This window comes from Roseivivax sp., assembly GCF_054552075.1.
On sequence record NZ_JBTOLZ010000022.1, the window covers coordinates 57,996 to 81,146 of the forward strand.

Annotated in this window: 21 protein-coding genes; 13 read left to right on the top strand and 8 right to left on the bottom strand. The window is 69.6% G+C overall.

Annotated elements, in window-relative coordinates; genetic code table 11:
* Positions 1-54: 54 nt before the first annotated feature.
* Positions 55-2,019: a 4Fe-4S binding protein gene (locus ACX938_RS15520; RefSeq protein WP_459431730.1), complete on the bottom strand. Its 1,965-nt coding sequence runs from the start codon at positions 2,017-2,019 to the stop codon at positions 55-57.
* A gap of 158 nt (positions 2,020-2,177) precedes the next feature.
* Here ACX938_RS15520 and ACX938_RS15525 point away from each other — a divergent pair, with 158 nt between their 5' ends.
* The 10 genes from ACX938_RS15525 to ACX938_RS15570 all read left to right on the top strand — a co-directional run bounded on the left by ACX938_RS15525 (position 2,178) and on the right by ACX938_RS15570 (position 13,327).
* Positions 2,178-2,762, top strand: coding sequence for a DUF3305 domain-containing protein (locus tag ACX938_RS15525; RefSeq protein WP_459431731.1), 585 nt, complete (start codon positions 2,178-2,180; stop codon positions 2,760-2,762).
* Positions 2,759-3,571 (top strand): DUF3306 domain-containing protein, encoded by an 813-nt coding sequence (locus tag ACX938_RS15530; protein ID WP_459431732.1) that lies wholly within the window; start codon positions 2,759-2,761, stop codon positions 3,569-3,571. The genes ACX938_RS15525 and ACX938_RS15530 overlap by 4 nt, the downstream gene beginning before the upstream one ends.
* Entirely contained in the window at positions 3,568-4,179 is a 612-nt protein-coding gene (locus ACX938_RS15535) for a TorD/DmsD family molecular chaperone (RefSeq protein WP_459431733.1), read from the top strand. Before ACX938_RS15530 ends, ACX938_RS15535 begins: the two co-directional genes overlap by 4 nt.
* A gap of 137 nt (positions 4,180-4,316) precedes the next feature.
* Positions 4,317-4,511 carry a twin-arginine translocation signal domain-containing protein gene (locus ACX938_RS15540; protein ID WP_232753510.1) on the top strand — a complete coding sequence of 65 codons (195 nt, stop codon included), beginning with the start codon at positions 4,317-4,319 and terminating at the stop codon, positions 4,509-4,511.
* Positions 4,512-4,625: 114 nt separating this feature from the next.
* Positions 4,626-7,634, top strand: a complete 3,009-nt coding sequence (locus tag ACX938_RS15545) for a formate dehydrogenase subunit alpha (protein ID WP_459431734.1) — start codon at positions 4,626-4,628, stop codon at positions 7,632-7,634.
* A 15-nt stretch (positions 7,635-7,649) separates the two neighbouring features.
* Entirely contained in the window at positions 7,650-8,243 is a 594-nt protein-coding gene (fdh3B, locus tag ACX938_RS15550; RefSeq protein WP_232753508.1) for a formate dehydrogenase FDH3 subunit beta, read from the top strand.
* Positions 8,244-8,477: 234 nt separating this feature from the next.
* A complete protein-coding gene (locus ACX938_RS15555) occupies positions 8,478-9,704 on the top strand; it encodes a formate dehydrogenase subunit gamma (RefSeq protein ID WP_459431735.1) in 1,227 nt (408 codons plus the stop codon).
* A complete protein-coding gene (locus tag ACX938_RS15560) occupies positions 9,701-11,029 on the top strand; it encodes a c-type cytochrome (protein ID WP_459431736.1) in 1,329 nt (442 codons plus the stop codon). The genes ACX938_RS15555 and ACX938_RS15560 overlap by 4 nt, the downstream gene beginning before the upstream one ends.
* Positions 11,026-11,205 (top strand): hypothetical protein, encoded by a 180-nt coding sequence (locus tag ACX938_RS15565; RefSeq protein WP_232753505.1) that lies wholly within the window; start codon positions 11,026-11,028, stop codon positions 11,203-11,205. Before ACX938_RS15560 ends, ACX938_RS15565 begins: the two co-directional genes overlap by 4 nt.
* A 943-nt stretch (positions 11,206-12,148) precedes the next feature.
* Complete coding sequence (locus ACX938_RS15570) at positions 12,149-13,327, top strand: WD40/YVTN/BNR-like repeat-containing protein (protein ID WP_459431737.1); 1,179 nt, start codon at positions 12,149-12,151, stop codon at positions 13,325-13,327.
* Here ACX938_RS15570 and ACX938_RS15575 read toward each other — a convergent pair.
* From ACX938_RS15575 to ACX938_RS15595, 5 genes are all read right to left on the bottom strand, one after another.
* Positions 13,287-14,207, bottom strand: coding sequence for a hypothetical protein (locus ACX938_RS15575; RefSeq protein WP_459431738.1), 921 nt, complete (start codon positions 14,205-14,207; stop codon positions 13,287-13,289). The two genes, ACX938_RS15570 and ACX938_RS15575, sit on opposite strands and share 41 nt — an antisense overlap.
* A complete protein-coding gene (locus ACX938_RS15580) occupies positions 14,204-14,731 on the bottom strand; it encodes a winged helix DNA-binding protein (protein WP_232753502.1) in 528 nt (175 codons plus the stop codon). The genes ACX938_RS15575 and ACX938_RS15580 overlap by 4 nt, the downstream gene beginning before the upstream one ends.
* A complete protein-coding gene (locus ACX938_RS15585; protein ID WP_459431739.1) occupies positions 14,728-16,032 on the bottom strand; it encodes a TRAP transporter large permease in 1,305 nt (434 codons plus the stop codon). Before ACX938_RS15585 ends, ACX938_RS15580 begins: the two co-directional genes overlap by 4 nt.
* Positions 16,032-16,583: a TRAP transporter small permease gene (locus ACX938_RS15590; RefSeq protein ID WP_232753500.1), complete on the bottom strand. Its 552-nt coding sequence runs from the start codon at positions 16,581-16,583 to the stop codon at positions 16,032-16,034. The genes ACX938_RS15585 and ACX938_RS15590 overlap by 1 nt, the downstream gene beginning before the upstream one ends.
* Before the next feature lie 69 nt (positions 16,584-16,652).
* Positions 16,653-17,633, bottom strand: a complete 981-nt coding sequence (locus ACX938_RS15595) for a TRAP transporter substrate-binding protein (RefSeq protein ID WP_370634913.1) — start codon at positions 17,631-17,633, stop codon at positions 16,653-16,655.
* 137 nt (positions 17,634-17,770) lie between these two features.
* Here ACX938_RS15595 and ACX938_RS15600 point away from each other — a divergent pair, with 137 nt between their 5' ends.
* The 3 genes from ACX938_RS15600 to ACX938_RS15610 all read left to right on the top strand — a co-directional run bounded on the left by ACX938_RS15600 (position 17,771) and on the right by ACX938_RS15610 (position 22,117).
* Positions 17,771-21,397, top strand: a complete 3,627-nt coding sequence (locus tag ACX938_RS15600; RefSeq protein ID WP_459431740.1) for a hydantoinase B/oxoprolinase family protein — start codon at positions 17,771-17,773, stop codon at positions 21,395-21,397.
* 136 nt (positions 21,398-21,533) lie between these two features.
* Positions 21,534-21,815, top strand: coding sequence for a type II toxin-antitoxin system RelE/ParE family toxin (locus tag ACX938_RS15605; protein WP_459431741.1), 282 nt, complete (start codon positions 21,534-21,536; stop codon positions 21,813-21,815).
* A gap of 11 nt (positions 21,816-21,826) precedes the next feature.
* The gene (locus ACX938_RS15610; protein ID WP_232753497.1) at positions 21,827-22,117 is read left to right on the top strand and encodes a HigA family addiction module antitoxin; all 291 of its coding nucleotides are present in this window, start codon (positions 21,827-21,829) and stop codon (positions 22,115-22,117) included.
* A gap of 295 nt (positions 22,118-22,412) precedes the next feature.
* On the opposite strand, the gene ACX938_RS15615 is transcribed toward ACX938_RS15610, so the two are convergent.
* Positions 22,413-22,994 (bottom strand): hypothetical protein, encoded by a 582-nt coding sequence (locus ACX938_RS15615; protein WP_459431742.1) that lies wholly within the window; start codon positions 22,992-22,994, stop codon positions 22,413-22,415.
* Between the two features lie 46 nt (positions 22,995-23,040).
* Positions 23,041-23,151, bottom strand: a 111-nt coding sequence (locus tag ACX938_RS15620) for an integrase core domain-containing protein (RefSeq protein WP_459430238.1), incomplete at its 5' end; no start/stop codon positions are given.

Consider the following 23,151-nt stretch of genomic DNA (forward strand, 5'->3'; position numbering starts at 1 on the left):
GACCGGAGGTCTCGCAGCGCCGGGACCGACAGGACCCGGCGCTCCCCCCCCCTCTCAGTGATCGCGGCGCTTCGAGGGGCTCTCGCCCATGTAGTCCGCCGTGGTCCGCACCGGGCGGCGCTCGCCGCCGGCGAAGGGGTTGTTGGTGCTGTGGAACTGCGCCTTCACCCGGCAGTCGTCGCACATCTGGATCATCCGCGCGGCGTCGGGATTGGCGAACATCGCGTGGTTGCCGGCGAGCTTCTCGGTGATCCGGTCGATGGTCGATTTCACCCCGAAGAGCGCGCCGCATTCGACGCAGGCGAAGGGCTCCTCCTCGTGCAGCACGCGCTGGGACAGCGCCGCCTCGCTGAGGTCCATGCGCGGCTCGAGCGCGATGGCGTCCTCGGGGCAGATGTTGGCGCAGAGGCCGCATTGCAGGCAGGCGTCCTCCTGGAAAAGGAGCTGCGGCTTGTCGGGATTGTCGCCGAGCGCCCCCGAGGGGCAGAGCGACACGCAGGAGAGGCAGAGCGTGCAGGCGTCGGGATCGACCAGCACCGCGCCGTAGGGGCTGCCCTCGGGCAGGGCCAGGACGCCGCCCTCGGGGTTCAGCGCGCGGGCGGCGACGCGGGCCACCTGGCGGCGGGTGCCGATCGGCAGGGCGGGCTCTGAGAGCGCCTCGGCGGCACCGCCGTAAAGCGCCTCGGGCAGGGCGTCGGGCTCGGCGGGCTCAAGGAGGCGCACCGCCTCCTGCCCGGTCAGGGCATTGGCCAGCGCGGTCTCGCGGGTCGGGGTCTCGCGCTCGGTCCGGGGCGAGAGCAGCAGGTCCACGCGGGAGAAGCCCGCCGCCAGCGCCGCGACCATCTCGGCGTGGCCGAAGCCCGCCAGCGCCTCGGTCTCGAAGGGGATCACATCGGCGGGCAGCCCGCGGCCGAAGCGTGCGGCGAGCCCGATCATCTCGCTACCGTGGTCCCCGTCATGCACCAGAAGCCGGGGCGCGCCGCCGCCGGCTTCGCGGTAGCTGCGCGCCAGGGTGTGGAGCCGCCGGAAGATCGCCGCGGGCGGCGGCGCGTCATAGGCGATGGCCCCCGAGGGGCAAAGCGCCGAACAGGCGCCGCAGCCCGCGCAGACCATCGGGTCGACGGTGACGTGATCGCCCGAGGGGCTGATCGCGCCGGTCGGGCAGATGTCGAGGCAGCGGGTGCAGCCGGTCTGGCTGGCGCGGGAATGGGCGCAGAGCGCGGGCTCGGTGCGCACGTAGAGCGGCTTCTCGAAGGTGCCGACCAGCCCCGCGGCCTCGGCCACCCGCATCCAGAGGTCCGCCGGGCGTCCGGGATCGGCGCGCAGGTAGCCCTCGCGCTTCTCGTGGGCGGGGAAGAGCGGCGTGGCGCCGCGCAGGTCGAGGATCACGTCGCAGGCCGAGCCCGCGCCGTCGCGGGGCTCGGAGAAGGCGAATGCCCCGCGCCCGCCGGGCAGAAGCTCCTGGAAGGCGTCGATCCTGAGCTGGAAGCCCCCGAGCGCGCCCTGGGCCGAGCGCAGCCGCCCGCGCACCACGTCGAAGCGGCGATCAGTGGGGGGATCGGTGGCATCCTCCTGCAGGACCGTGACCGCCAGCGTCTCGCAGAGCCGCGCGGCGACCTCGAAGACCAGCTCGCCCGCGCCAAGCAGCAGGCAGGTGCCCTCGGAGGTGACGTCGCGGGTGCGCGGCACCGGCATCTCCAGCAGCGCCTCGGCGGCAAGCGCGGCCTGTTTCGGGCCCGCCTCGGCGCTTTCCTCGGACCAGCCGGCGCGGTCGCGCAGGTCGACGAAGGCCGGGGTCTCGACGCCCAGCTCCTCGGCCAGCATCTCGAAGAAGGCGGTCTCCTGGGCGCAGGCCACCAGCGTGTCGCCGCCCGCCAGCGCCTTGGCGGCGGCCTCGGTCTCGCCCTGGCATAGCGCGTGGTGCACGCGGCCGGTCTCGCAGCCGGTGGCCGCGCCGATGCGGGCGGCGTCGACGGGCTGCGAGCCCAGGCAATCGCAGAGCAGAAGACGTTTTGTCATGGATCCCCCTTCATTCCCGGCGGGCCGCGGGCCTGGCTCGGACCTGCGGCGAACCCCTTGTTCTTCGGGAATTTGTGATTTTGGATAGCGCCCGCTGCCGGGTTAGACAAGGTAGAGCCTCGCAGAGACGGACGGCCGGCACCAGAGGGAGAGCACAGGTGACAACCGCAAGTGATCTGGCGGACCGCAAGACGGTCAGCCGCCGCGTCGGCGTCCTGGTGGAGCGCCGCCCGGGGGTAACCCGCTGGCAACGCGAGGTCTGGCAGCCGAAGGCGCTGCTGGCCGATGCGCCCGATGCCGACTGGCGCGAGCTGCGCCGCGAGGGCGCGCGGGTCGACTACCACGCCGCGACCGTGCCGCTGACGCTCTACCGCGGCGAGGCCGAAGCCTACCGCGTGGCGCTCTCGGAAAAGGTGCCCGCGGGCTTCGTGATTCTCCGCCCTTCGGGGCAGGAGGACTTCCCCTGGAAGGTGCATCTCGTGACCCTCTCGCCGCATGAGGCGGCGTTGTTCGAGCAGTCGGGCGAGGAGCTCGTGGAGAAGCTCGCCCTGCCCGACGCGCTGATCGGCTGGGCCGGCCAGTGGATCGAGGCGCATTACCGCGAGGAAGCCTTCGTCAAGCGCAAGCGCCGCCGCGCGCCGGGCCCCGAGGACGGCGAGGAGCGGCTGGGCGATCCGCGCATCGCCAAGCCCACCGACATCTTCCGCGCCCCCACCGCGGGCCGCCACGGAGACCGGACATGAGCCGGGGCGACTTCTGGTCGCGGCGCAAGGCCCGCGTCGCCGAGGAGGCCCAGGACGCCGCCCGCAGCGCCGCCGAGGCCGAGGAGACCGCCCGCGCCGGCGCCCTGGCCGAGAAGAGCGACGCCGAGATCTGCGCCGAGCTGGGCCTGCCCGATCCCGACAGCCTGGAGCCCGGCGAGGGCATCGCCGCCTTCATGCGCCGCGAGATCCCCGAGCGGCTGCGCCGCCGGGCGCTGCGCAAGCTCTGGGGCTCGAACCCGGTGCTGGCCTGCGTCGACGGGCTGAACGACTACGACGACGATTACACCAACGCCGCGACCGACATGCCCGGGGTGAAGACCGCCTATGAGATCGGCCGAGGCATGCGCGCCCATGTCGAGACCCTGGCCGCCGAGGCGGAGGCCAAGGCGGCGGACGAGGCGCCCGAGGCGCTGGCGGCGGGTGCGGGCGAGACGGCGGAGAGCACCCCCGCCGTGGCCCCCGAGGGGCGCGGAGATGAGACGCCCGGCGAGGGCCGTGAAGACTCGGTCGAGCCCTGTGCCCTGGCCTCGGATCCTGCACGCGAAACGGGGACTGAAACCGGGGCCGAGAGCGCGCCCGAGACACCTTCAACAGCTGGAACCCTGGCGGGTTCGGGAAAAAATGCAGGGTCCCGCGCAGATATGCAGGATCGGGCATGGGTGGAGAGCCCCTCTACGACCAAAGTCGCAATGGAGGCTCCCGCCCCGGAAGGAACACCATTGCATACAGATCCCGAGGCGTTTCACCGGCCCCGCCGGATGCGCTTCGATTTCGAGGAGAGGGAATGACCACCGCTGCTTCGGCGAGCCCCCATGTGGGCGAGGAGGACCGGCTTCGCGCCGATCTCTACAACTTTCTCGGCCTGCTGCTGGCAGGGCCGCCGGACGAGATGTTGCTGGCGCAGGTCGCCGGTCTCTCGGGCGATGACAGCGACCTGGGCCAGGCCATCACCCGGCTGGCCGATTGCGCCAAAAGCTCCTCGGTCCGGGACCTCGAACGCGAGTTCAACCGGCTCTTCATCGGCCTCGGCCGGGGCGAGCTTCTGCCCTATGCCTCGTATTACCTGACCGGGTTCCTGAACGAGAAGCCGCTCGCCACGCTGCGCCAGGACCTGCGCGCGCGGGGGCTGACGCGCTCGCCCAATGCCTTCGAGCCCGAGGACAACATCGCCTCGCTGATGGAGGTCATGGGCGCGCTGATCGTCGGCCGCTTCGGCCAGCCGGCGCCGCTCGAGGATCAGAAGACCTTCTTCAATCGCCACGTCGGGCCCTGGGCCGGGCATTTCTTCGCGGACCTCGAGACCGCGAAATCGGCGATGCTTTACGCCGCGGTCGGCTCGGTCGGCCGCGCTTTCGTGGAGATCGAACGCGAGGGCTTCCGATTGACCTCGGAGTGATCCACCCCAGGTTGCCGCGGCACGCGCCGCGTCGGCCCTGAAAAATTGCAGGTTTCCCGTGGCTTGCGGGGAGGGCTGCCAAAAAGGTCGGACCGGCCTTCACCCGCGGTCCACGACAAGGAAGGGAGAGACCCAGAATGTCCGAGAGCAAGAAGGCGGATGCGAGCCGCCGCAACTTCCTGAAACTCGCCGGCACCGCGGCGCCCGCCGCCTTCGCCGCCGTCGCGACCTCCGGCACCGAGGCCGAGGCCGCCGCCTCCGACCAGGGATCGGAGAGCGGCCTGCGCGACACCGCGCATACCCGCGCCTATTTCGACAGCGCCCGGTTCTGACGGACGCCAGCTTCTACGCATAACCGGCCACAGGGTGTCACGTCCCCGAAAGCCGGATACAGGATCCCGCACCGGCCCTCCGGGCTGCCAGCGGGGACGCTAACGGAGGGAACCATGCTCAGGAAAAAGACAAGCGGGGTGGCGCGCCGCCCCCAGAGAACCGGGCTTCTGTCCGAGATCGGCGGGGCTTCCGTCGATCGCCGCGCCTTCCTGCGCGGCTCGGGCCTGGCCATCGGCGGTCTGGCCGCGATCAGCGCCACCGCGGGCTCGGTCACGCAGGCCTCGGCCCAGCAGGCCGTCAACGACGCCGTGCAGACGGTGAAATCGGTCTGCACCCACTGCTCGGTCGGCTGCACCGTCATCGCCGAGGTGCGCGACGGCGTCTGGACCGGCCAGGAGCCGGGCTGGGACAGCCCGTTCAACCTCGGCGCCCATTGCGCCAAGGGCGCCTCGGTGCGCGAACACACCCACGGCGAGCGCCGTCTCAAGTATCCCATGAAGAAGGTCGACGGCGAGTGGACCCGCATTTCCTGGGAGCAGGCGATCAACGAGATCGGCGACGAGATGCTGCGCATCCGCGAGGAAAGCGGCCCGGACTCGGTCTACTGGCTGGGCTCGGCCAAGCATAACAACGAACAGGCCTATCTCTTCCGCAAGTTCGCCGCCTACTGGGGCACCAACAACGTCGACCACCAGGCGCGGATCTGCCACTCCACCACGGTCGCGGGCGTTGCGAACACATGGGGCTACGGCGCCATGACCAACTCCTACAACGACATCCACAACAGCCAGGCGATCTTCGTGATCGGCGGCAACCCCGCCGAGGCGCATCCGGTCTCGCTCCTGCACCTTCTCAAGGCCAAGGAGCAGAACAACGCGCCGCTGATCGTCTGCGACCCCCGCTTCACGCGGACCGCGGCCCATGCGGACGAATACGTCCGCTTCCGGCCCGGCACCGACGTGGCGCTGGTCTGGGGCATCCTCTGGCACATCCTCGAGAACAAGTGGGAGGACGAGGAGTTCATCCGCACCCGGGTCTGGGGCATGGACCAGATCCGCGAGGAGGTCGCCAAGTACAACCCCGAGGAGGTCGAGCGCATCACCGGCACGCCGGGCTCGCAGCTCGAGCGGGTGGCGCGCACGCTGGCCAACAACCGTCCCGGCACCGTGATCTGGTGCATGGGCGGCACCCAGCACACCAACGGCAACAACAACACCCGCGCCTACTGCATCCTGCAGCTGGCCCTGGGCAACATGGGCAAGGCCGGCGGCGGCACCAACATCTTCCGCGGCCATGACAACGTGCAGGGCGCGACCGACCTCGGCGTGCTCGCCGACACGCTGCCCGGCTACTACGGCCTCTCCGCCGGCGCCTACGCCCACTGGGCGCGCGTCTGGGAAGAGGACCTGGACTGGCTCAAGGGCCGCTTCAGCCAGGAGACCGCCAGCGACAAGGGCAACGAAGACGTTCCGATGATGAACGTCACCGGCATCCCGGTCTCGCGCTGGATCGACGGTGTGCTCGAGGACGCCGAGAACCTGGCCCAGCCCAACAGCACCAAGGCCATGGTCTTCTGGGGCCACGCGCCGAACTCGCAGACCCGCCTGCCGGAAATGAAGACGGCGATGGAAAAGCTCGATCTCCTGGTGGTGGTCGATCCCTATCCGACCGTCTCGGCGGTGATGAACGACCGCACCGACGGGGTCTACCTGCTGCCCGCGGCCACGCAGTTCGAGACCTACGGCTCGGTCACCGCGTCCAACCGCTCGCTGCAGTGGCGTGAAAAGGTCGTCGACCCGATCTTCGAGTCGAAGCCCGACCACACGATCATGAAGCTCTTCGCCGACAAGTTCGGCTTCTCGGACCGGATCTTCCGGAACATCGAGGTGAACGGCGACGAGCCGCTGATCGAGGACATCACCCGCGAGTTCAACCGCGGCATGTGGACCATCGGCTACACCGGCCAGTCGCCGGAGCGGATGCGCACCCACATGCAGAACCAGCACACCTTCGACCGCACCACGCTCAAGGCGCTCGGCGGTCCGGCTGACGGCGACTACTACGGTCTGCCCTGGCCGAGCTGGGGCACGGCCGAGATGAACCATCCCGGCTCGCCGAACCTCTACGACATCTCCAAGCCCGTCTCGGATGGCGGCATGGGCTTCCGCGCCCGCTTCGGCGTGGAGCGCGACGGCGACAACCTCCTGGCCGAGGGTGTCGCGCCGGTCGGCTCGGAGATCCCCGACGGCTACCCCGAATTCACCATGCAGATGCTCATCGACCTCGGCTGGGACGGCGATCTCACCGACGAGGAGCGCAGCGTGATCGAACGGGTCGCCGGCTACAGCGGCGAGCGCCCGCAGGCCCAGGCCGGCGGCGCCTCGGACGCCGAGACGGAGGTCGGAGAGCAAAGCCAGACCGGCCCGCTCCAGTCCGACTACGCCAAGGCCGTCGGCGGGGTGAACTGGAAGACCGACCTTTCGGGCGGCATCCAGCGCGTCGCGATCAAGCATGGCTGCGCGCCCTACGGCAACGCCAAGGCCCGCGCCGTGGTCTGGACCTTCCCGGACCCGGTGCCGATCCACCGCGAGCCGCTCTACACGCCGCGCTACGACCTGGTGGCGGATTACCCGACCTACGAGGACAAGAAGTTCTGGCGGGTGCCGACGCTCTACAAGTCGATCCAGGCGACGGATTTCTCGTCCGACTACCCGATCACCCTCACCTCCGGCCGCCTGGTCGAATACGAGGGCGGCGGCGACGAGACCCGCTCCAACCCCTGGCTCGCCGAGCTCCAGCAGGACATGTTCATCGAGGTCAACCCGCGCGACGCCAACAACCTCGGCGTCCGGGACGGGGCGATGGTCTGGGTGCATGGCCCCGAGGGCGGCAAGATCCGCGTCATGGCCATGGTGACCGAGCGCGTCGCGCCCGGCGTCGCCTTCATGCCCTTCCACTTCGGGGGCTTCTGGCAGGGCGAGGATCGCCGCGACCACTACCCCGAGGGCGCGGATCCCTACGTCCTCGGCGAAAGCTGCAACACTGCGCAGACCTATGGCTACGACTCGGTCACGCAGATGCAGGAAACCAAGGCAACCCTTTGCCGCATCGAAGCCGCGTAAGGAGGAGAGAGACTTATGGCACGCGCAAAATTCCTCTGTGACGCCGAACGCTGCATCGAATGCAACGCCTGCGTGACCGCCTGCAAGAACGAGCACGAGGTGCCCTGGGGCATCAACCGGCGCCGGGTGGTGACGATCCAGGACGGCAGCCCGGGCGAACGCTCGATCTCGGTGGCCTGCATGCATTGCTCCGACGCGCCCTGCATGGCGGTCTGCCCGGTGGATTGCTTCTACCAGACCGCCGACGGCGTGGTCCTGCACTCCAAGGACCTCTGCATCGGCTGCGGCTACTGTTTCTACGCCTGCCCCTTCGGCGCGCCGCAGTATCCGCAGGCCGGCAACTTCGGCAGCCGCGGCAAGATGGACAAATGCACCTTCTGCGCCGGCGGCCCCGAAGAGGACAACAGCCAGGCGGAGTTCCAGAAGTACGGCCGCAACCGGATCGCGGAAGGCAAGCTGCCGATCTGCGCCGAGATGTGCTCGACCAAGGCGCTCCTGGCCGGTGACGGGGACGTGGTCTCCGGCATCTACCGCGAGCGCGTCGTCGCCCGCGGCTTCGGCTCGGGCGCCTGGGGCTGGGGAACGGCCTACGACCAGAAGGGCCAGTAAGGCCCCGGGCCGACGGCCCGACACCTCCGGGGCCGGCCTGCCGAGGCCGGCCCTTTCCGTCCGGTCCCCGTGCCGCCGCGCGGCGCTTCCCGGCAAGGGGGCGCGCGGCAGCGCGGGGCCCCGGACGCCGCAGCTTCACCCGGACGCAGCCCCGTGACTGTTTTGACCGCATTTCCGATGTCCCGCGCCGCGCCGAGCCGCCCGCGCCGGATCCGACCTCTGGGAGGCAGACCCATGCACCTTCTCCGCTCGCTCCTGATCGTCCTCGCGGCCCTCATGGCGCTGCCCCAGATGGGCGCGGCCCAGGCGGTCGACCCCGAGGTGCAGCGCGCCGAACCCGACGCCGCGACCACCACGCTCGAGGACATCCTGCGCCGCCAGGAGGGTCTCTCCTCGGACGACACCGCCGCCCGCCGCGCCCTGACGGGCGTGCGCGAACCCACCGAGAGCGCTTCGGACGGGCCCCTCGGCACGCTCGGCGGCGCCTCCGACGCCGACCTCTGGCGCGCCTTCCGCTTCGACGAGGGCGAGATCACTACCCAGGCGCGCGGCCCGGCCTCCAATGTCATCATGCAGGGCGGCGGCCAGTGGTGGCTCGAGCTGCGCGAGGGTCCGGTGCTGCACTGGGGCGGTTACCTGCTTCTCGGCACCATGGGGCTTCTGGCGCTCTTCTACCTCATCAAGGGCCGGATCCGCATCGAGGGCGAGAAGACCGGCCGCCGCATCCAGCGTTTCACCGGAATCGAGCGTTTCGGACACTGGCTGATCGCGGGCTCCTTCGTGATCCTGGCGCTGACCGGGCTGATCACGCTCATGGGCCGCGAGTTCCTGATCCCGGTCTTCGGGCTCGAGCTTTTCTCGGACATCGCCATCGGCTCAAAGTGGCTGCACAACAACGTCTCCTGGGCGTTCATGCTGGGGCTGATCATGGTCTTCGTGATGTGGGTGGCGCATAACATCCCCGATCTCACCGACCTGAAGTGGATCGCCAAGGGCGGCGGCATCTTCACCAAGGGCCACCCGCCCGCGAAGAAGTTCAACGCCGGCCAGAAGATGATCTTCTGGGTCGTCGTGATCTTCGGGGTCTCGGTCTCGGCCTCGGGCGTGGCGCTGCTGTTTCCGTTCCAGATCACGCTTTTCGAGCCGACCTTCGCGCATCTGAACTCCTGGGGCGTGCCCAGCCTGATCGGCATGGAGAGCTTCCCCACCGATCTCGAACCGCAGGAAGAGATGCAGTTCGCCCAGCTCTGGCACGCCATCGTGGCCTTCGTGATGATGGCGGTGATCATCGCCCATATCTACATCGGCACGATCGGCATGGAGGGTGCCTTCGACGCCATGGGCCAGGGCGACGTCGAGGAGCAATGGGCGCGCGAGCACCATTCGCTCTGGGCCGAGAAGAAGCTCTCCGAGGGCGCGGGCCCGGCGCGCGGGGCCTCAGGGGCCACCCCGGCAGAGTGACGGCCTTGCGCGCCCCGGCCCTCGCGCTGGCAGCGCTTGCCGCGCTTCAGGCGCCGCTCGGCCCCGCCCCGGCGGCGGCCGAGCTGCCCTATCTGCGGCTCGAGGGCCACGGCGGGCCGGTCATGGACGTCGCCGTCAGCCCCGAGGGCCGCGTCGCCACGGCGAGCTTCGACAACGCCGTGGGGCTCTGGGAGGGCGGCACGCCGCACTGGCACGACGGCCATGCCGCCGCGGTCAACGCGGTGATCTTCCTCTCCGAGCGCGAGGCCGTCTCGGCCGCCGACGACTTCGACCTGATCCGCTGGGACCTCGCAACCGGGGCGGCGACCCGGCTCACGGGGCACCGGGGCAAGGTGGTGGCGCTGGCGGCCTCCGAGCGGCTGATCGCCTCGGCGGGCTGGGACGGGGTGATCGGGCTCTGGCCGCGCGACGGCGGGCCGGGGCGGTTCCTCTCGGGCCATGACGGGCCGGTCAACGACCTGGCCTTCGCCGAGGGTGGCGCGGTGCTTTATTCCGCCTCCGCCGACGGCAGCCTGCGGATCTGGGACCTGCCCGCGGGCACCGAGCGCGCCCGCCTAGTCGAACATGGCTTCGGGCTGAACGAGCTGGTGATCGACGAGGCCGCCGGCTGGCTCGCCTATGGCGCGGTCGACGGGGTGACCCGGGTGGTCGACCTCGCGACCGGCGCGGCGCGGGCCGATCTGACGCTTGACCGCCGCCCGATCCTGGCGCTGGCGCGCACGCCCGATGGCGCGCGCCTCGCCATCGGCGACGGCGAGGGCTTCATCTCGGTCGTTTCCACCGACCGCTGGAGCATCGAGGGCGATTTCCGCGCCGCCACCCGGGGCCCGATCTGGGCCCTGGCCTTCGACCCCACGGGCCAGGCGCTTTACGCCGCCGGGCTCGATTCCGCCGTGCACCGCTGGCCGGTCGAGAGCCTCTCGGACCAGCCGCAGATGCAGACCGGCGACATGGCCTTCCTCGGCGATCCCGAGGCGATGCCCAACGGCGAGCGGCAGTTCAAGCGCAAGTGCTCGATCTGCCACACGCTGACCCCGGGCTCGGCGCGCCGCGCCGGCCCGTCGCTTTATGCGCTCTTCGGGCGCCCCGCCGGCAGCCTTTCGGACTACAGCTATTCCGAGGCGCTGACGGGCTCCGATCTGGTCTGGGAGGCGGCGACGATCGACGCCCTCTTCGATCAGGGCCCGGCGCATTATATACCCGGAACCAAGATGCCGATGCAGCGGATCACCGGCGCGGGCGACAGGGCGGACCTGATCGCCTACCTGCGCCGCGAGACCGCACCCAAGAAGGAGCAGCCATGAAAGCCATGATCCTGGGCTTTGCCGCCGTGATCGCAATCGCCGTCGTCGCCTGGGCCGGGCTGACCGCCTGGGACTTCTCGGCCGCCGACCGCACCGCCTCCAACGGCGCCGTGCGCCTGGGCGAGGCCGGCCCGGAGAACGCCGGCAGCCCGACGGAGACGGAGGCGGCGGAGTAAGCGGGGCGCAGGTGGCGTGGGACTGGGCGCTGGCGGGGCTTGGTGCGGCGCGGCTATGGGGCCGTGTGGCGCCGGGGGTCTTGGTGGCGCAAGGCTTTGAGACCGAGCGGCCTGGTGGTTCTTGGGGCTGCAAGGCTATCAGCGCGCGCGGTCCCGGGGACTTGGTGCCGCAAGCCTTTGAGACCGGGCGGCCCCGGGGCCTCTTGGTGCCGCTCGCCCTTAAAGCCGCGCGGCTATGAGGCCGTGCGGCGCCCGGGGTACTGGAACCGCGCGCCTTTGAGCCCGCGCGGCCTCTCTCCTTTGAGATCCTCAGCGGCCCTCCCCCCTCTCCAACCAATGGACCCCGCTCCACCCTGTCGCGCAACGCCCTGCCCCCTATCAGCTCTCCCACCAGAGGGCGCGCGCCGGACCGGGGGCCGGCGCTTCTGACCTCTGGGCTGCGCACTTTATGGCAGCAAGGTCAGGGCGCACTGTGAGCTAGGCACGCCATCCCAAGGAGCGCCGGCCCAAGGGGCCGGTCCGGCGCGCGCCCGGCACCTTCGGTGCTATTCGGGCGCAAGGGGGTGCTTCGTCCCAGCGGTGTGTTCGGTGGTGAGCGCGGTGCGTGTCGGGTGTGTCAGGTGGCGGGCATCGTGCGTGTCGGGTGGCAGGCGTGGTGTGTATCGGGTGGTAAGTGTGGTGCGTCTCTGAAGGTGGGTTGAGGCGGTCTGATGCGCGGCGACATTGGGCCCGATGACCCATCGATAGCGGCACAAGCCCCAATCCGCCCGCACGCTCCCCTTCCAGCTCACCTGCCCCAGCCGCTCCCAACCCCAACGACCAGTCCTCGAACCCCAACGGCCAGCTCTCCAGCCCCACCTTCCAACCACCCCCCCATTTTCCCGCCCTCCCGCGGCGCACCCCGTGTTACCCTCGCGCCGAACCACCCCGGGGAGGCGCTGCCATGGCATTCCATCTTCTCGTCGGCACCACCAAGGGCGCCTTCATCCTCACCTCCGAGGACCGCGCCACCTGGTCCGTGAGCGGGCCGCATTGCGACGGCTGGCCGATCAACCACATGGCGGGCGACGCCGAGGGCGGGACGCTCTGGGCCGGAGGCGGCAACGACTTCCACGGCGCGGGCGTCTTCCGCTCCGAGGACGGCGGCACGACATGGACCCTGACCAAGCTCTCGCGCGGCGAAATCGACACCTGGCTCGCCAATGACCCCGAGATGCGCGCCTTCTTCGGCCAGGAGCCCGCCGAGGACGCGCCCTTCGGCGACAGCCTCGATGCGATCTGGTCGCTGCACTACAGCCAGGGCACGCTCTACGCCGGGGCCAAGCCCGCGACGCTGGCCAAAAGCACCGACGGCGGCATGAGCTGGACCGCGCTCGAGGCGCTGACCGAGCATCCGACCGCCAAGGACTGGGCCCCGGGGGCCGCCGGGCTGACCCTGCACACGATCCTCAGCGACCCGCGCGCGCCCGAGAAGCTCTGGGTCGGCATTTCCGCCGCGGGCGTCTTCGCCAGCGAGGACGGCGGCGCCTCCTGGGACCGGCGGGTGCGGCGCGCCAATACGCCCGCGGCGACCTCGGGCCACCCGGCGGCGGGCAGCCCCGAGGAGATCGGCCTCTGCGTGCACAACATGGTCCGGGCGCCCTCGGCGGCGGGCGACGTGATCTGGCAGCAGAACCACCACGGCACCTTCCGCTCCGCCGACGGCGGACGCTCCTGGGAGGAGGCGGGCGCGGGCCTGCCCTCGACCTTCGGCTTTCCCATCGCGGTGCATCCCGCCGACCCCGAGACCGCCTGGGTGCTGCCGCTCAACGGCGACATGGAGGGGCGCTTCCCGCCCGGCGCCTCGGCCAAGGTCTGGAAGACCTCGGACGGCGGCGCGAGCTGGAGCCCGCGCCAGGCCGGCCTGCCCGAACGCGACTGCTTCTTCACCGTCCTGCGGCAGGCCATGGCCACCGACCGCGAGGCCGACCCCGGGGTCTATTTCGGCACCAACTCGGGCTCGGTCTTCGGCAGCCGCGACGGCGGCGAGAGCTGGGACGAGATCGCCCGCCACCTGCCGACGGTGCTCTGCGTCGAGGCCTTCAGTCCCGGCCCGTCAGCCGCGGCAGCACCAGGGGCGTGAGATACATCGGCACCTGGTAGCAGCCGATGAAGACCATGAAGGGCGCGGCCATCTCGGGCGGGATCGCCGCGAGGAAGAGCGCGAGGTTGCGGTTGCCCGCCGAGATCGCGAAGGCCCGGGCCTCGCTTCTCGCGGTCATCCGCCGGCCGATGCGCCAGGCCCCGAGGCTCTGGGCGAGGTAGAGCGCCCAGGCAAACAGGAAGGTCAGCGCCAGGGCCCCCGGCGCGTCGCGCGCGGCCGGGGCCAGCGCCGACATCAGGCCCACGACGACCAGCGCCATGGCCAGCGCCATGGCCCCGTCGATCGCCGGGCGCGCCTCGGGCCGGGTCAGCGCCGGGACCACGCGGCGCAGGAGCCCCGCAAGCCCCACCGCCAGCGCGATCAGCAAAAGGAGCCGCAGCGCCCCGCCGAAGACCGCCATCGGGTCGGGAAAGACCGGCAGCAGCGCGAAGACCGGCAGCGCCGTCAGCGGCAGAAGCGCCGTGCCCAGCGTCAGCTGGCGCAGCGCCGCGCCCGCATCCGCCCCGGACATGACCGCGAGCCCCGGCGCCCCGGTGATCGGCGCGGCCGCGAAGACCAGAAGCGCGGCCAGCGCGAGCGGCGCCTCCAGAAGCCCCCCGGCCCAAAGCGCGGCCCCCGCCAGAAGCGGCAGCGCGAACTGCAGGCCCAGCGTGGCCGTCAGCCCGGAGCGCAGCCCCGCCCTTGCGGGCAGCGCGGCGCGCGGGCCCTCGCGCAGGGCGGCAAGGCAAAGGAGCACCGCCAGAAGCGGCACGATCGCCGGGGCGAAGGCCCGCGCCAGCCCGGGCAGAAGCGTGCCGACCACAAGCCCCGCGATCAGGAGCCAGCGCCCCCAGCCCGCCAGCGCGGCCAGCGCCCTCAAAGCGTGGTCGCCGCCCGGGCGGCGTGGTCGTAACTGCCCGAGAGCGCCCGCAGGAGGGCGGCCAGCCGCGACATCTCCTCGGGGCGGAAGCCGTTCTCCCGGGCGAGATCGACCAGCAGCGCCTCGCGCACCTCGGCGTAGCGGGCGCAGAGGGCGGCGCCCTCCTCGGTGATCTCCACGGCCTTTTCCTTGCCCTGCCGGGCGGTGACCACCAGCTTGCGCTCGGACAGCTTGCGCACCGCGTAGCTGACCAGATGCGCGTCCTCGACATGCAGGACCAGCCGGATGTCGCCCAGGGTCTTGGCCCGGTCGCGGTGGTTCACAAGATGCAGGATCAGCACCTCGAGCGGCGCCATGCCCGGCGCCCCGGCGGCATCCATGCAGCGCACGATCCAGCGCTGGAAGGCGTGGTTGGCCATGGTCAGCGCATATTCGACCTCGGACAGCTCGGGCATGCCCGAGGCCGCCAGATGGGCCGAGCTCACGACCGGGCCGATGCCCGTCTTCTTGCCCTCGGCGCTCATCGTGACAGCATCGTCCCGGGCAGCCAGAGCGCGATCCCCGGGAAGGCCGAAAGGATCGCCACCGCCAGCACCAGAAGCAGGAAGAAGGGCGCGGCGTAGCGCGCGACCGTGAAGATGTCGCGCCCGGTGATGGTCTGGATCACGAAGAGGTTGAAGCCCACCGGCGGGGTGATCTGGCTCATCTCCACGACCAGCACCAGGAAGATCCCGAACCAGATCGGGTCGATGCCCGCGCCCACCACCATCGGCAGGATGATCGAGACGGTCAGCACCACGATGGAGATCCCGTCGAGGAACATCCCCATGACGATGAAGAAGACCGTCAGCATCGCCAGGAGCGCATAGGGCGACAGCCCCATGTCGCCGATCAGCCGCGCCAGCTCGCGCGGGATGCCGGTGTAGCCCATGGCGACCGTCAGGAAGGAGGCCCCGGCCAGGATGAAGGCGATCATGCAGGTGGTGATCGTCGCGGCCCGGAGCGAGTCGAAGAAACCGCGAAAGCTCATCGCGCCGGTCACGGCGGCGAGGATCAGCGCGCCGGTGACGCCGATGACGGCGGCCTCGGTCGGGCTCGCGATGCCGAGGTAGATCGAGCCGATCACCGCCACGATCAGCCCCAGGACCGGTAGAAGCCGGGCGGCGGCGCCCAGCGCCTCGCGCCGGTCGACGGCGGGTTCGGCCTCGGGCATGCGGCTGCGGTTCAAGAGCGACCAGAGCATGATGTAGCCGCCGAAGAGCGCGGCCAGCATGAAGCCGGGCACCACGCCCGCGAGGAACAGCCGGGCGATGGATTGCTCGGTGGCGGCGCCGTAGACGATCAGGATGATCGAGGGCGGGATCAGGAAGCCGAAGGTGCCCGAGCCCGCCAGCGTGCCGATCGCCATGGCGTCATCGTAGCCGCGGGATTTCAGCTCGGGCAGCGACATCCGCCCGATGGTCGCCGTGGTCGCCGCCGAGGAGCCCGAGACCGCCGCGAAGAGCGCGCAGCCCATGACGTTCACATGCAGAAGCCGCCCCGGCAGCTTCGCGGTGAAGGGCGCAAGCCCCGAGAACATGTCCGAGGAGAGCCGGGATCGCACCAGGATCTCGCCCATCCAGATGAACATCGGCAGCGCGGTCAGGTCCCAGACGGTCAGCCCGCCCCAGACCTTGGTGGCGAAGACCAGGCTTGGCGGTGCCGAGGCGGCGGCCAGCATGGCCACCAGCCCCACCGCGATCAGCGCGAAGCCGACCCAGAGGCCCAGCGCCAGCGCGCCGAAAAGAACCACCACCAGGAGCGGCGCGAGCGTTGCGATTTCCATCAGGACTTGCCCCCGTCCTTGACCTCGGCCGCGTCATGGGCGGGCGTGCCGCCGCGGATCTGGGTGACCATCGCGTCGAGGATCGCCAGCGTGAAGAGCGCGAGCCCCAGCGTCATCACCCCCTGCGGGATCACCAGCGGGATCGGCACGACGCCGTAGCTGACCGAGTTGAATTTCAGACTGTCGAGCGCCTGCAGGAGGCTCGACCAGGTGGCGAAACCGGCCAGCGCCGCCGCCCCGCCCGCGACCGCGGCCCCGAGCCAGCGCGCCGCGGTCTCGGGCAGCGCGGTGATCAGCAGCTTCACCCGGACATGGCCGCCGGCCTGCAGCGTGCCCGCGAGGCCCAGGAAGACCGCGCCGGCGAAAAGGAAGGCCCCGAACTCGGCCAGCGAGGGCACCGTCAGCCCCGGCGGCGGCAGCGCCAGCGCGCGGGCCGCCCGGTCGGTCAGCCGTCCGAGGATCTGCGCGAGCACCAGCACGGCGATCAGCGCGAAGGTCAGCGCCGCCAGCCACAGCGCGAGGTCGTAGATGCGGTCGAGCAATCGGCGCATGTCGTGCCCCTTCGGTTGGGAATGGACGGATGCGGCGGGACGCCCGGCCCCGCCGCGCCCGAAGGTCCGTCACATGCTGGACTGATAGGCGTCGATGACCTCCTGGCCTTCCGCACCGGCGTCCTCGAGCCATTCCTGGGTCATGGTCTCGCCGATCTCGGCCAGCTCGCCCGAGAGCGTCTCGGAGGGCGCCGAGATGGTCATGCCGTTCTCCTCGAGCTCGGCCATCTTCGATTCCGTCTCGGCCTCGGACATCTCCCAGCCGCGGGTCTCGGCTTCTTCGGCGGCGGACAGGATCGCCTCCTGCTCGGCCTCGGAGAGCCCGTCGAAGGCCGAGGAATTCACGATCACCATGTTCTTCGGCAGCCAGGCCTGGGTGTCGGTGTAGTTCGAGGTGAAGTCCCAGGCCTGCGAGGAGACACCCGTCGAGGGCGAGGTGATCATCGCGTCGACCCGGCCCGTGGCGAAGGCCGTGGGGATGTCGCCGGTCTCGATCTGGGTCGGCACCGCGCCCATGAGCTGCGCCAGCCGCTCGGTCGCGGCGTTATAGGCCCGGAACGAGGCGCCTTCGAGGTCGGCGGCGCTTTCCACCGGCTCCTGGGTGTAGATCGACTGGCCCGGCCAGGGCACCGCGAAAAGCAGCGTCAGCCCCTGGGCGGCGAGCTTTTCCTCGACCAGCGGGCGCGAGGCCTCCCAGAGCGCGCGGCCCTCGTCGTAGCTCGAGGCCAGGAAGGGAATCGAGTCGACCGCGAAGATCGGGTCCTCGTTGGCCAGCCGCGACATCAGCACCTCGCCGATCGGCGCGAGCCCGCGCCGCACGCTGTCCTTGATCTCGGGATGGGCAAAAAGCGAGCCCGCCGAATGCACGGTGATGGTCATCGACCCGTCGGTCGCCGCGGAGACATCCTCGGCGAATTGCTGGATATTCTGGGTGTGGAAGACGCTGTCGCCATAGGGCGTCGGCATGTCCCATTCCGCCGCCGCAGCAGGCAGCGCGAGCGATGCGGCGATCAGCGCCGCGGGCAGAGTGCGAAAGGTACTCATGGTCATTGCGGATTTCCCTGTTGTTGTGCGGGCGGCTTTTGGCAGCCCCGGACCTGCCGCCCTTGGCCCGGATGCGGGAAGCTTGACCAGACACCTATATTTTGTCAACGATTTGTCGGTGAATACTCATTGAGGAGCTAGGCATGGCGCAGCAGACGACGGGAAAATGGGATTTCTGGATCGACCGCGGCGGCACCTTCACCGATGTCATCGGCCGCGATCCCTCGGGCGCGCTCTCGGCGCTGAAGCTCCTGTCCGAGAACCCCGGCGCCTATGACGACGCCGCGATCGAGGGCATCCGCCGCTTCCTCGACGTCGACCCCGGCGCCATCCCGCCCGAGCGCGTCGGCACCGTCCGCATGGGCACCACCGTGGCGACCAACGCGCTGCTGGAACGCAAGGGCGACCGCACGCTTCTCCTGATCACCAAGGGGTTCCGCGACGCGCTGCGCATCGGCTACCAGGACCGCCCCGACATCTTCGCCAAGGAGATCGTGCTGCCGGAGATGCTCTACGACCGCGTGGTCGAGGTCGAAGAGCGCGTGCGCGTCGACGGCACCGTCGAGCAGGCGCTCGACCTCGAGGCCGCGACCGAGGCGCTCCGCCAAGCCAAATCCGACGGCATCGACGCGGTGGCCATCGTGCTCATGCACGCCTGGACCGCCCCCGAGCACGAGCGCCAACTGGCCGAGGCCGCCCGCGCCGCCGGGCTCTCGCAGGTCTCGGTCAGCCACGAGGTCTCACCCCTGATCAAGCTTGTCGGCCGGGGCGACACCACCGTCGTCGACGCCTATCTCACGCCGATCCTGTCGCGCTACGTCGAGAAGGTGGCCGGCGCCCTGGGTGCCACGCCCCCCGATCAGGACGGCCCGACGCTGCAGTTCATGATGTCCTCGGGCGGGCTCACCGCCGCGGACCGCTTCAAGGGCCGCGACGCCATCCTCTCGGGCCCTGCAGGCGGCGTCGTCGGCATGGCGCGCACCGGCCAGATCGCCGGCGAGGACCGGGTGATCGGCTTCGACATGGGCGGCACCTCCACCGATGTGGCGCATTTCGACGGCAGCTTCGAACGCGCCTTCGAGACCCAGGTGGCGGGCGTGCGGATGCGCGCGCCGATGCTGCGCGTCCATACCGTCGCCGCGGGCGGCGGCTCGATCCTGCACGCCGAGCCCGGCCGCTTCCGCGTCGGCCCCGACAGCGCCGGCGCCGATCCCGGGCCCGCCTGCTACCGCCGGGGCGGCCCGCTGACCGTGACCGACGCCAATGTCATGCTCGGCAAGCTCAACGCCGATTACTTCCCGGCGATCTTCGGCAAGGGCCAGGACCAGCCGCTCGACCGCGCCGCCGTGGCCGAGAAATTCGCCGAGATCGCCAAGGCCGAGGGCAAATCCCCCGAGGAGGTGGCCGAGGGCTTCCTGCGCATCGCCGTCGAGAACATGGCCAATGCGATCAAGAAGATCAGCGTGCAGCGCGGCTACGACGTGACGCGCTACCTGCTCAACGCCTTCGGCGGCGCGGGCGGGCAGCACGCCTGCCTGGTGGCCGATGCGCTGGGGATGACCAAGGTGCTGGTGCACCCGCTTTCGGGCCTCTTGTCGGCCTATGGCATCGGGCTCGCCCGGGTGACCGAGGCGCGCCAGCGCGCGCTCGAGACCGAGCTCTCCGAAGAGAACCGCGCCGGGATCGAGACCGCGCTCGAGGAGCTCTCCTCCGAGGTCGCGACCGAGCTCGCCGCCCAGGGCGTGGCCGAGGAAGGCCGCAGCCTGACCCCGCGCCTGCACCTGCGCTACGCCGGCACCGACACCGCCATCCCGGTCGCCTGGGACGGCGACATCGCCAAGGCCCGCGCCGCCTTCGAGACCGCCCATGAGGCCGAGTTCGGCTTCACCGCCCCCGACAGCACGCTGGTCATCGAGGCCGCCGAGATCGAGGGCCAGGCCGCCGAACCCGCCGCCGACCCCGAGCCCAGCGGGCATCTCTCCGAAGGCGAAGCCGAAGTGGCCGACACCGTGCCGGTCTTCTCGGGCGGAGAACAGCACGACGCCCGCGTCGTCCGCCGCGCGGCGCTGACCCCGGGCCGCCACGTCGAGGGCCCGGCCCTGATCATCGAGCCGAACCAGACCATCGTGGTCGAACCGGGCTGGCGCGCCGAGGTCACCGCCCGCGACCACGTGATGATGAGCCGCGTCACCGCCGCCAACCGCGCCGGCGCCATCGGCACCAAGGCCGACCCGGTGCTGCTCGAGGTCTTCAACAACCTCTTCATGAATATCGCCGAACAGATGGGCGTCGCGCTGCAGAAGACCTCGCGCTCGGTCAACATCAAGGAACGGCTCGACTTTTCCTGCGCGGTCTTCGACGCCTCCGGGGCGCTCGTGGCCAATGCGCCGCATATGCCGGTGCACCTGGGCTCCATGGACCGCTCGGTCGAGACGGTGATCCGCCTGAACGAAGGCGCGGTGCGCCCGGGCGATGTCTTCGCGCTGAACGCGCCTTACAACGGCGGCACCCATCTGCCCGACATCACCGTGGTCACCCCGGTCTTCGACGAGGCCGGCGCCAAGATCCTCTTCTGGGTGGCCTCGCGCGGGCATCACGCCGATGTCGGCGGGGTCGCGCCGGGCTCGATGACGCCGCTCGCCACCAGCGTCGAGGAAGAGGGCGTGCTGATCGACAACTTCCGCCTGGTCGAGGGCGGGCGCTTCCGCGACGCCGCGATCCGCGAGGTGCTGACCGACCACGCCTATCCCGCGCGCAACCCCGACCAGAACATCGCCGACCTCAAGGCCCAGGTCGCCGCCAATGCCCGCGGCGCCGCCGAGCTGCGCGCCATGATCGGCCAGTTCGGCCTCGAGGTGGTCGAAGCCTACATGGGCCACGTCCAGGACAATGCCGCCGCCGAGGTGGCCCGGGTGATCGGCCGGCTCTCGGACGGCGAATACGCCTATGAGACCGACACCGGCCAGGAGATCCGCGTGAAGGTCACGGTCGACCGCGAGAAGTGCGAGGCCACGGTGGATTTCACCGGCACCTCCGAGGCGCGGAAGAACAACTTCAACGCCCCCGAGCCGGTGACCCGCGCGGCGGTGCTTTACGTCTTCCGGGTCATGGTCGAGGCGCCGATCCCGATGAACGCGGGCTGCCTGCGGCCGGTGCGCATCGTGATCCCCGAGGGCTCCATGCTGGCGCCCCGCCATCCCGCCGCGGTGGTCGCGGGCAACGTCGAGACCTCGCAGCATGTGACCAACGCGCTCTTCGGGGCGCTCGGGGCCATGGCCAACAGCCAGGGCACGATGAACAACCTGACCTTCGGCAACGCCCGGCACCAGTATTACGAGACGCTCTGCTCGGGCAGCCCCGCCGGCGCGCGGAACGACGGGACGGGCTTTGCCGGGACCGACGCGGTGCACGTGCATATGACCAACTCGCGGCTGACCGACCCCGAGGTGCTGGAGCTGCGCTATCCGGTGCTGCTCGAGGATTTCCGCATCGACGCGGGCTCGGGCGGTTCGGGCCGGTTTGTGGCGGGCGACGGCACCACCCGGCGCATCCGTTTCCTCGAGGAGATGGAGATGGCGATCCTCTCCTCCCACCGGAGCCGCCCACCCCAGGGCGTCGCCGGCGGAGGCGCGGGCCGGGTCGGCCGCACCGAGATCCACCGCGCCGACGGCACCACCGAAGAGCTGCGCGCCGCCGACCAGTCCCAGGTCGCCCCCGGCGACGCGGTGGTCGTGGTGACGCCCACCTCGGGGGGCTACGGGGAGCGCTGAGGGGGGGTGGTCCCGGCCCCTGCCCGAGAGGGGTGGGGGTCGGGCCGCCGCTTTGCTGATCAAGTCAGGCGACGCTATTTTCGCTGCTGCATTTTACTGCGCTTGAATTCGTATCACACCATGATACATTTTGAGCATGATCCAGAGCACGAAGGGCAAGCTCGCCGCAGGCGCCATGAGCGGAACCTACGGCAAGCGCTTTCCGGCGGATCTGGTGAAGCGGGCCCGCGCGATCTTAGCGGCGCTCGATGCGGCGGTGGTCCTAGAGGATTTGCGCTTCCCTCCTGGCAACCACCTTGAAGAGCTGAAGGGGGATCGTGCGGGTCAGCACTCCGTGCGGATCAACCGACAATGGCGCGTGTGTTTTCGTTGGACGGACAAAGGTCCGGCCGAGGTCGAGATCGTGGACTACCACTGAGAGGCGATGAGATGACACGGATGCAGGTCGCAGTTCACCCGGGCGAGGTGCTGCGCGAACTCTACCTGGCCCCCCTCGAAATGAGCACCGGGACGCTCGCTCGGCGCACCGGCGTGCCGCGTACCCGGATGGAGCGGCTTTGCCGCGAAGAGGTCGGCCTTTCGGTCGACACGGCCTTTCGCCTTGCCCGCTTTTTTGGCACCACGCCCGACTATTGGGCCAACCTTCAGAAGAATTACGAACTGATCAAAGGCGCGGAAGAGATCGACGTTTCGGACATCACACCCCTTGAAATCGCGTGACTTTGGCCTGCCGGGTGACAGCCGCGCGAACGGCTGCTGCTTACCTCTAGCCAGCCGGTCGAAGAGCGTTTGCTCGATCAAGATCATGCCAACGGGGGCTAAGAATGCACGCCCGACCGATTCGGTCAATTCGAATCAGATTTATGTATCTGGTTTTATTTTGTAATTTTGGGGAGCCACGCAACGGAGGGTCATAAGCGTGCGCACTGGGACAAAAAACGTGCGCATGGGAGTTGGCATACGGCAAAAGAAAAGGCCCGCCGGCGGCGGGCCCTATCAGTCGTAGCCTTATTGATCATTGTGATCGATTGAGTGCTTTTGACAGAAATTTCTGGTCAAAGCTATCCCGATAATCCGGCAATGAGAAGGGCGAATAGCCCATTGCTGTTGAGTATTTCTGAGAAAAGGCCTCGGAAAATCTATCCTTTGAACAGACAACCTCTCCAGCGAGGTGGCACAGGGTGAAGGTCTCAATCAAGAGTTCAATGACCAAGCCCCACCTATAGCAACCGGCAAAGGCCAACCGTTCCAGGAAATCTTGCGTCGCAAGCGAAGCCACATCCAATCCCGCCTTGTTGGCATAGCAGAACATTAGCTGGAGCAGCTCTTCCATGTCGCTCTTGCATTCAAGGTTGATACACTCGAAACGGACCGTCCGCAGCAGATACGCGAGTTGCTGTTCCTTCGCGACTTGCGCCGCAAGACTTGGTATGCCGGAGAGGATCAACATCAGTGGCCATCGGGTCTCCTTCAAAAGGGTTTTGAAGCTATCCAGGACTTGCTGGTTTGTCCGGTGCCCTTCATCGGTGAACACGTGCTGGCATTCATCGAAGTGAATTCCGACGACACCCTGCATCTTGGCGTATTTAATGACCATGTCCCAGATCTCAGCCTTGACCTGCTCCCCGTAGAGTCCGCGTTCTTTAGTTCGCTCTGTTCAGGTTTTGGTCCCCTTTCGACCGTTGGTGATATTCCCACGGGGTGAGCCCGTCGAGGCTCGTGTGGGGGCGGTGGTGATTATAGTCGGTGCGCCA

Bases quoted from the DNA above. Each gene is read 5' to 3' on its own strand.
- ACX938_RS15520 (WP_459431730.1), bottom strand. From the start codon at position 2,019: ATGACAAAACGTCTTCTGCTCTGCGATTGCCTGGGCTCGCAGCCCGTC.
- ACX938_RS15530 (WP_459431732.1), top strand. From the start codon at position 2,759: ATGAGCCGGGGCGACTTCTGGTCGCGGCGCAAGGCCCGCGTCGCCGAG.
- ACX938_RS15535 (WP_459431733.1), top strand. From the start codon at position 3,568: ATGACCACCGCTGCTTCGGCGAGCCCCCATGTGGGCGAGGAGGACCGG.
- ACX938_RS15540 (WP_232753510.1), top strand. From the start codon at position 4,317: ATGTCCGAGAGCAAGAAGGCGGATGCGAGCCGCCGCAACTTCCTGAAA.
- ACX938_RS15545 (WP_459431734.1), top strand. From the start codon at position 4,626: ATGCTCAGGAAAAAGACAAGCGGGGTGGCGCGCCGCCCCCAGAGAACC.
- fdh3B (WP_232753508.1), top strand. From the start codon at position 7,650: ATGGCACGCGCAAAATTCCTCTGTGACGCCGAACGCTGCATCGAATGC.
- ACX938_RS15555 (WP_459431735.1), top strand. From the start codon at position 8,478: ATGCACCTTCTCCGCTCGCTCCTGATCGTCCTCGCGGCCCTCATGGCG.
- ACX938_RS15565 (WP_232753505.1), top strand. From the start codon at position 11,026: ATGAAAGCCATGATCCTGGGCTTTGCCGCCGTGATCGCAATCGCCGTC.
- ACX938_RS15570 (WP_459431737.1), top strand. From the start codon at position 12,149: ATGGCATTCCATCTTCTCGTCGGCACCACCAAGGGCGCCTTCATCCTC.
- ACX938_RS15580 (WP_232753502.1), bottom strand. From the start codon at position 14,731: ATGAGCGCCGAGGGCAAGAAGACGGGCATCGGCCCGGTCGTGAGCTCG.
- ACX938_RS15585 (WP_459431739.1), bottom strand. From the start codon at position 16,032: ATGGAAATCGCAACGCTCGCGCCGCTCCTGGTGGTGGTTCTTTTCGGC.
- ACX938_RS15590 (WP_232753500.1), bottom strand. From the start codon at position 16,583: ATGCGCCGATTGCTCGACCGCATCTACGACCTCGCGCTGTGGCTGGCG.
- ACX938_RS15595 (WP_370634913.1), bottom strand. From the start codon at position 17,633: ATGACCATGAGTACCTTTCGCACTCTGCCCGCGGCGCTGATCGCCGCA.
- ACX938_RS15600 (WP_459431740.1), top strand. From the start codon at position 17,771: ATGGCGCAGCAGACGACGGGAAAATGGGATTTCTGGATCGACCGCGGC.
- ACX938_RS15605 (WP_459431741.1), top strand. From the start codon at position 21,534: ATGATCCAGAGCACGAAGGGCAAGCTCGCCGCAGGCGCCATGAGCGGA.
- ACX938_RS15610 (WP_232753497.1), top strand. From the start codon at position 21,827: ATGACACGGATGCAGGTCGCAGTTCACCCGGGCGAGGTGCTGCGCGAA.
- ACX938_RS15615 (WP_459431742.1), bottom strand. From the start codon at position 22,994: ATGGTCATTAAATACGCCAAGATGCAGGGTGTCGTCGGAATTCACTTC.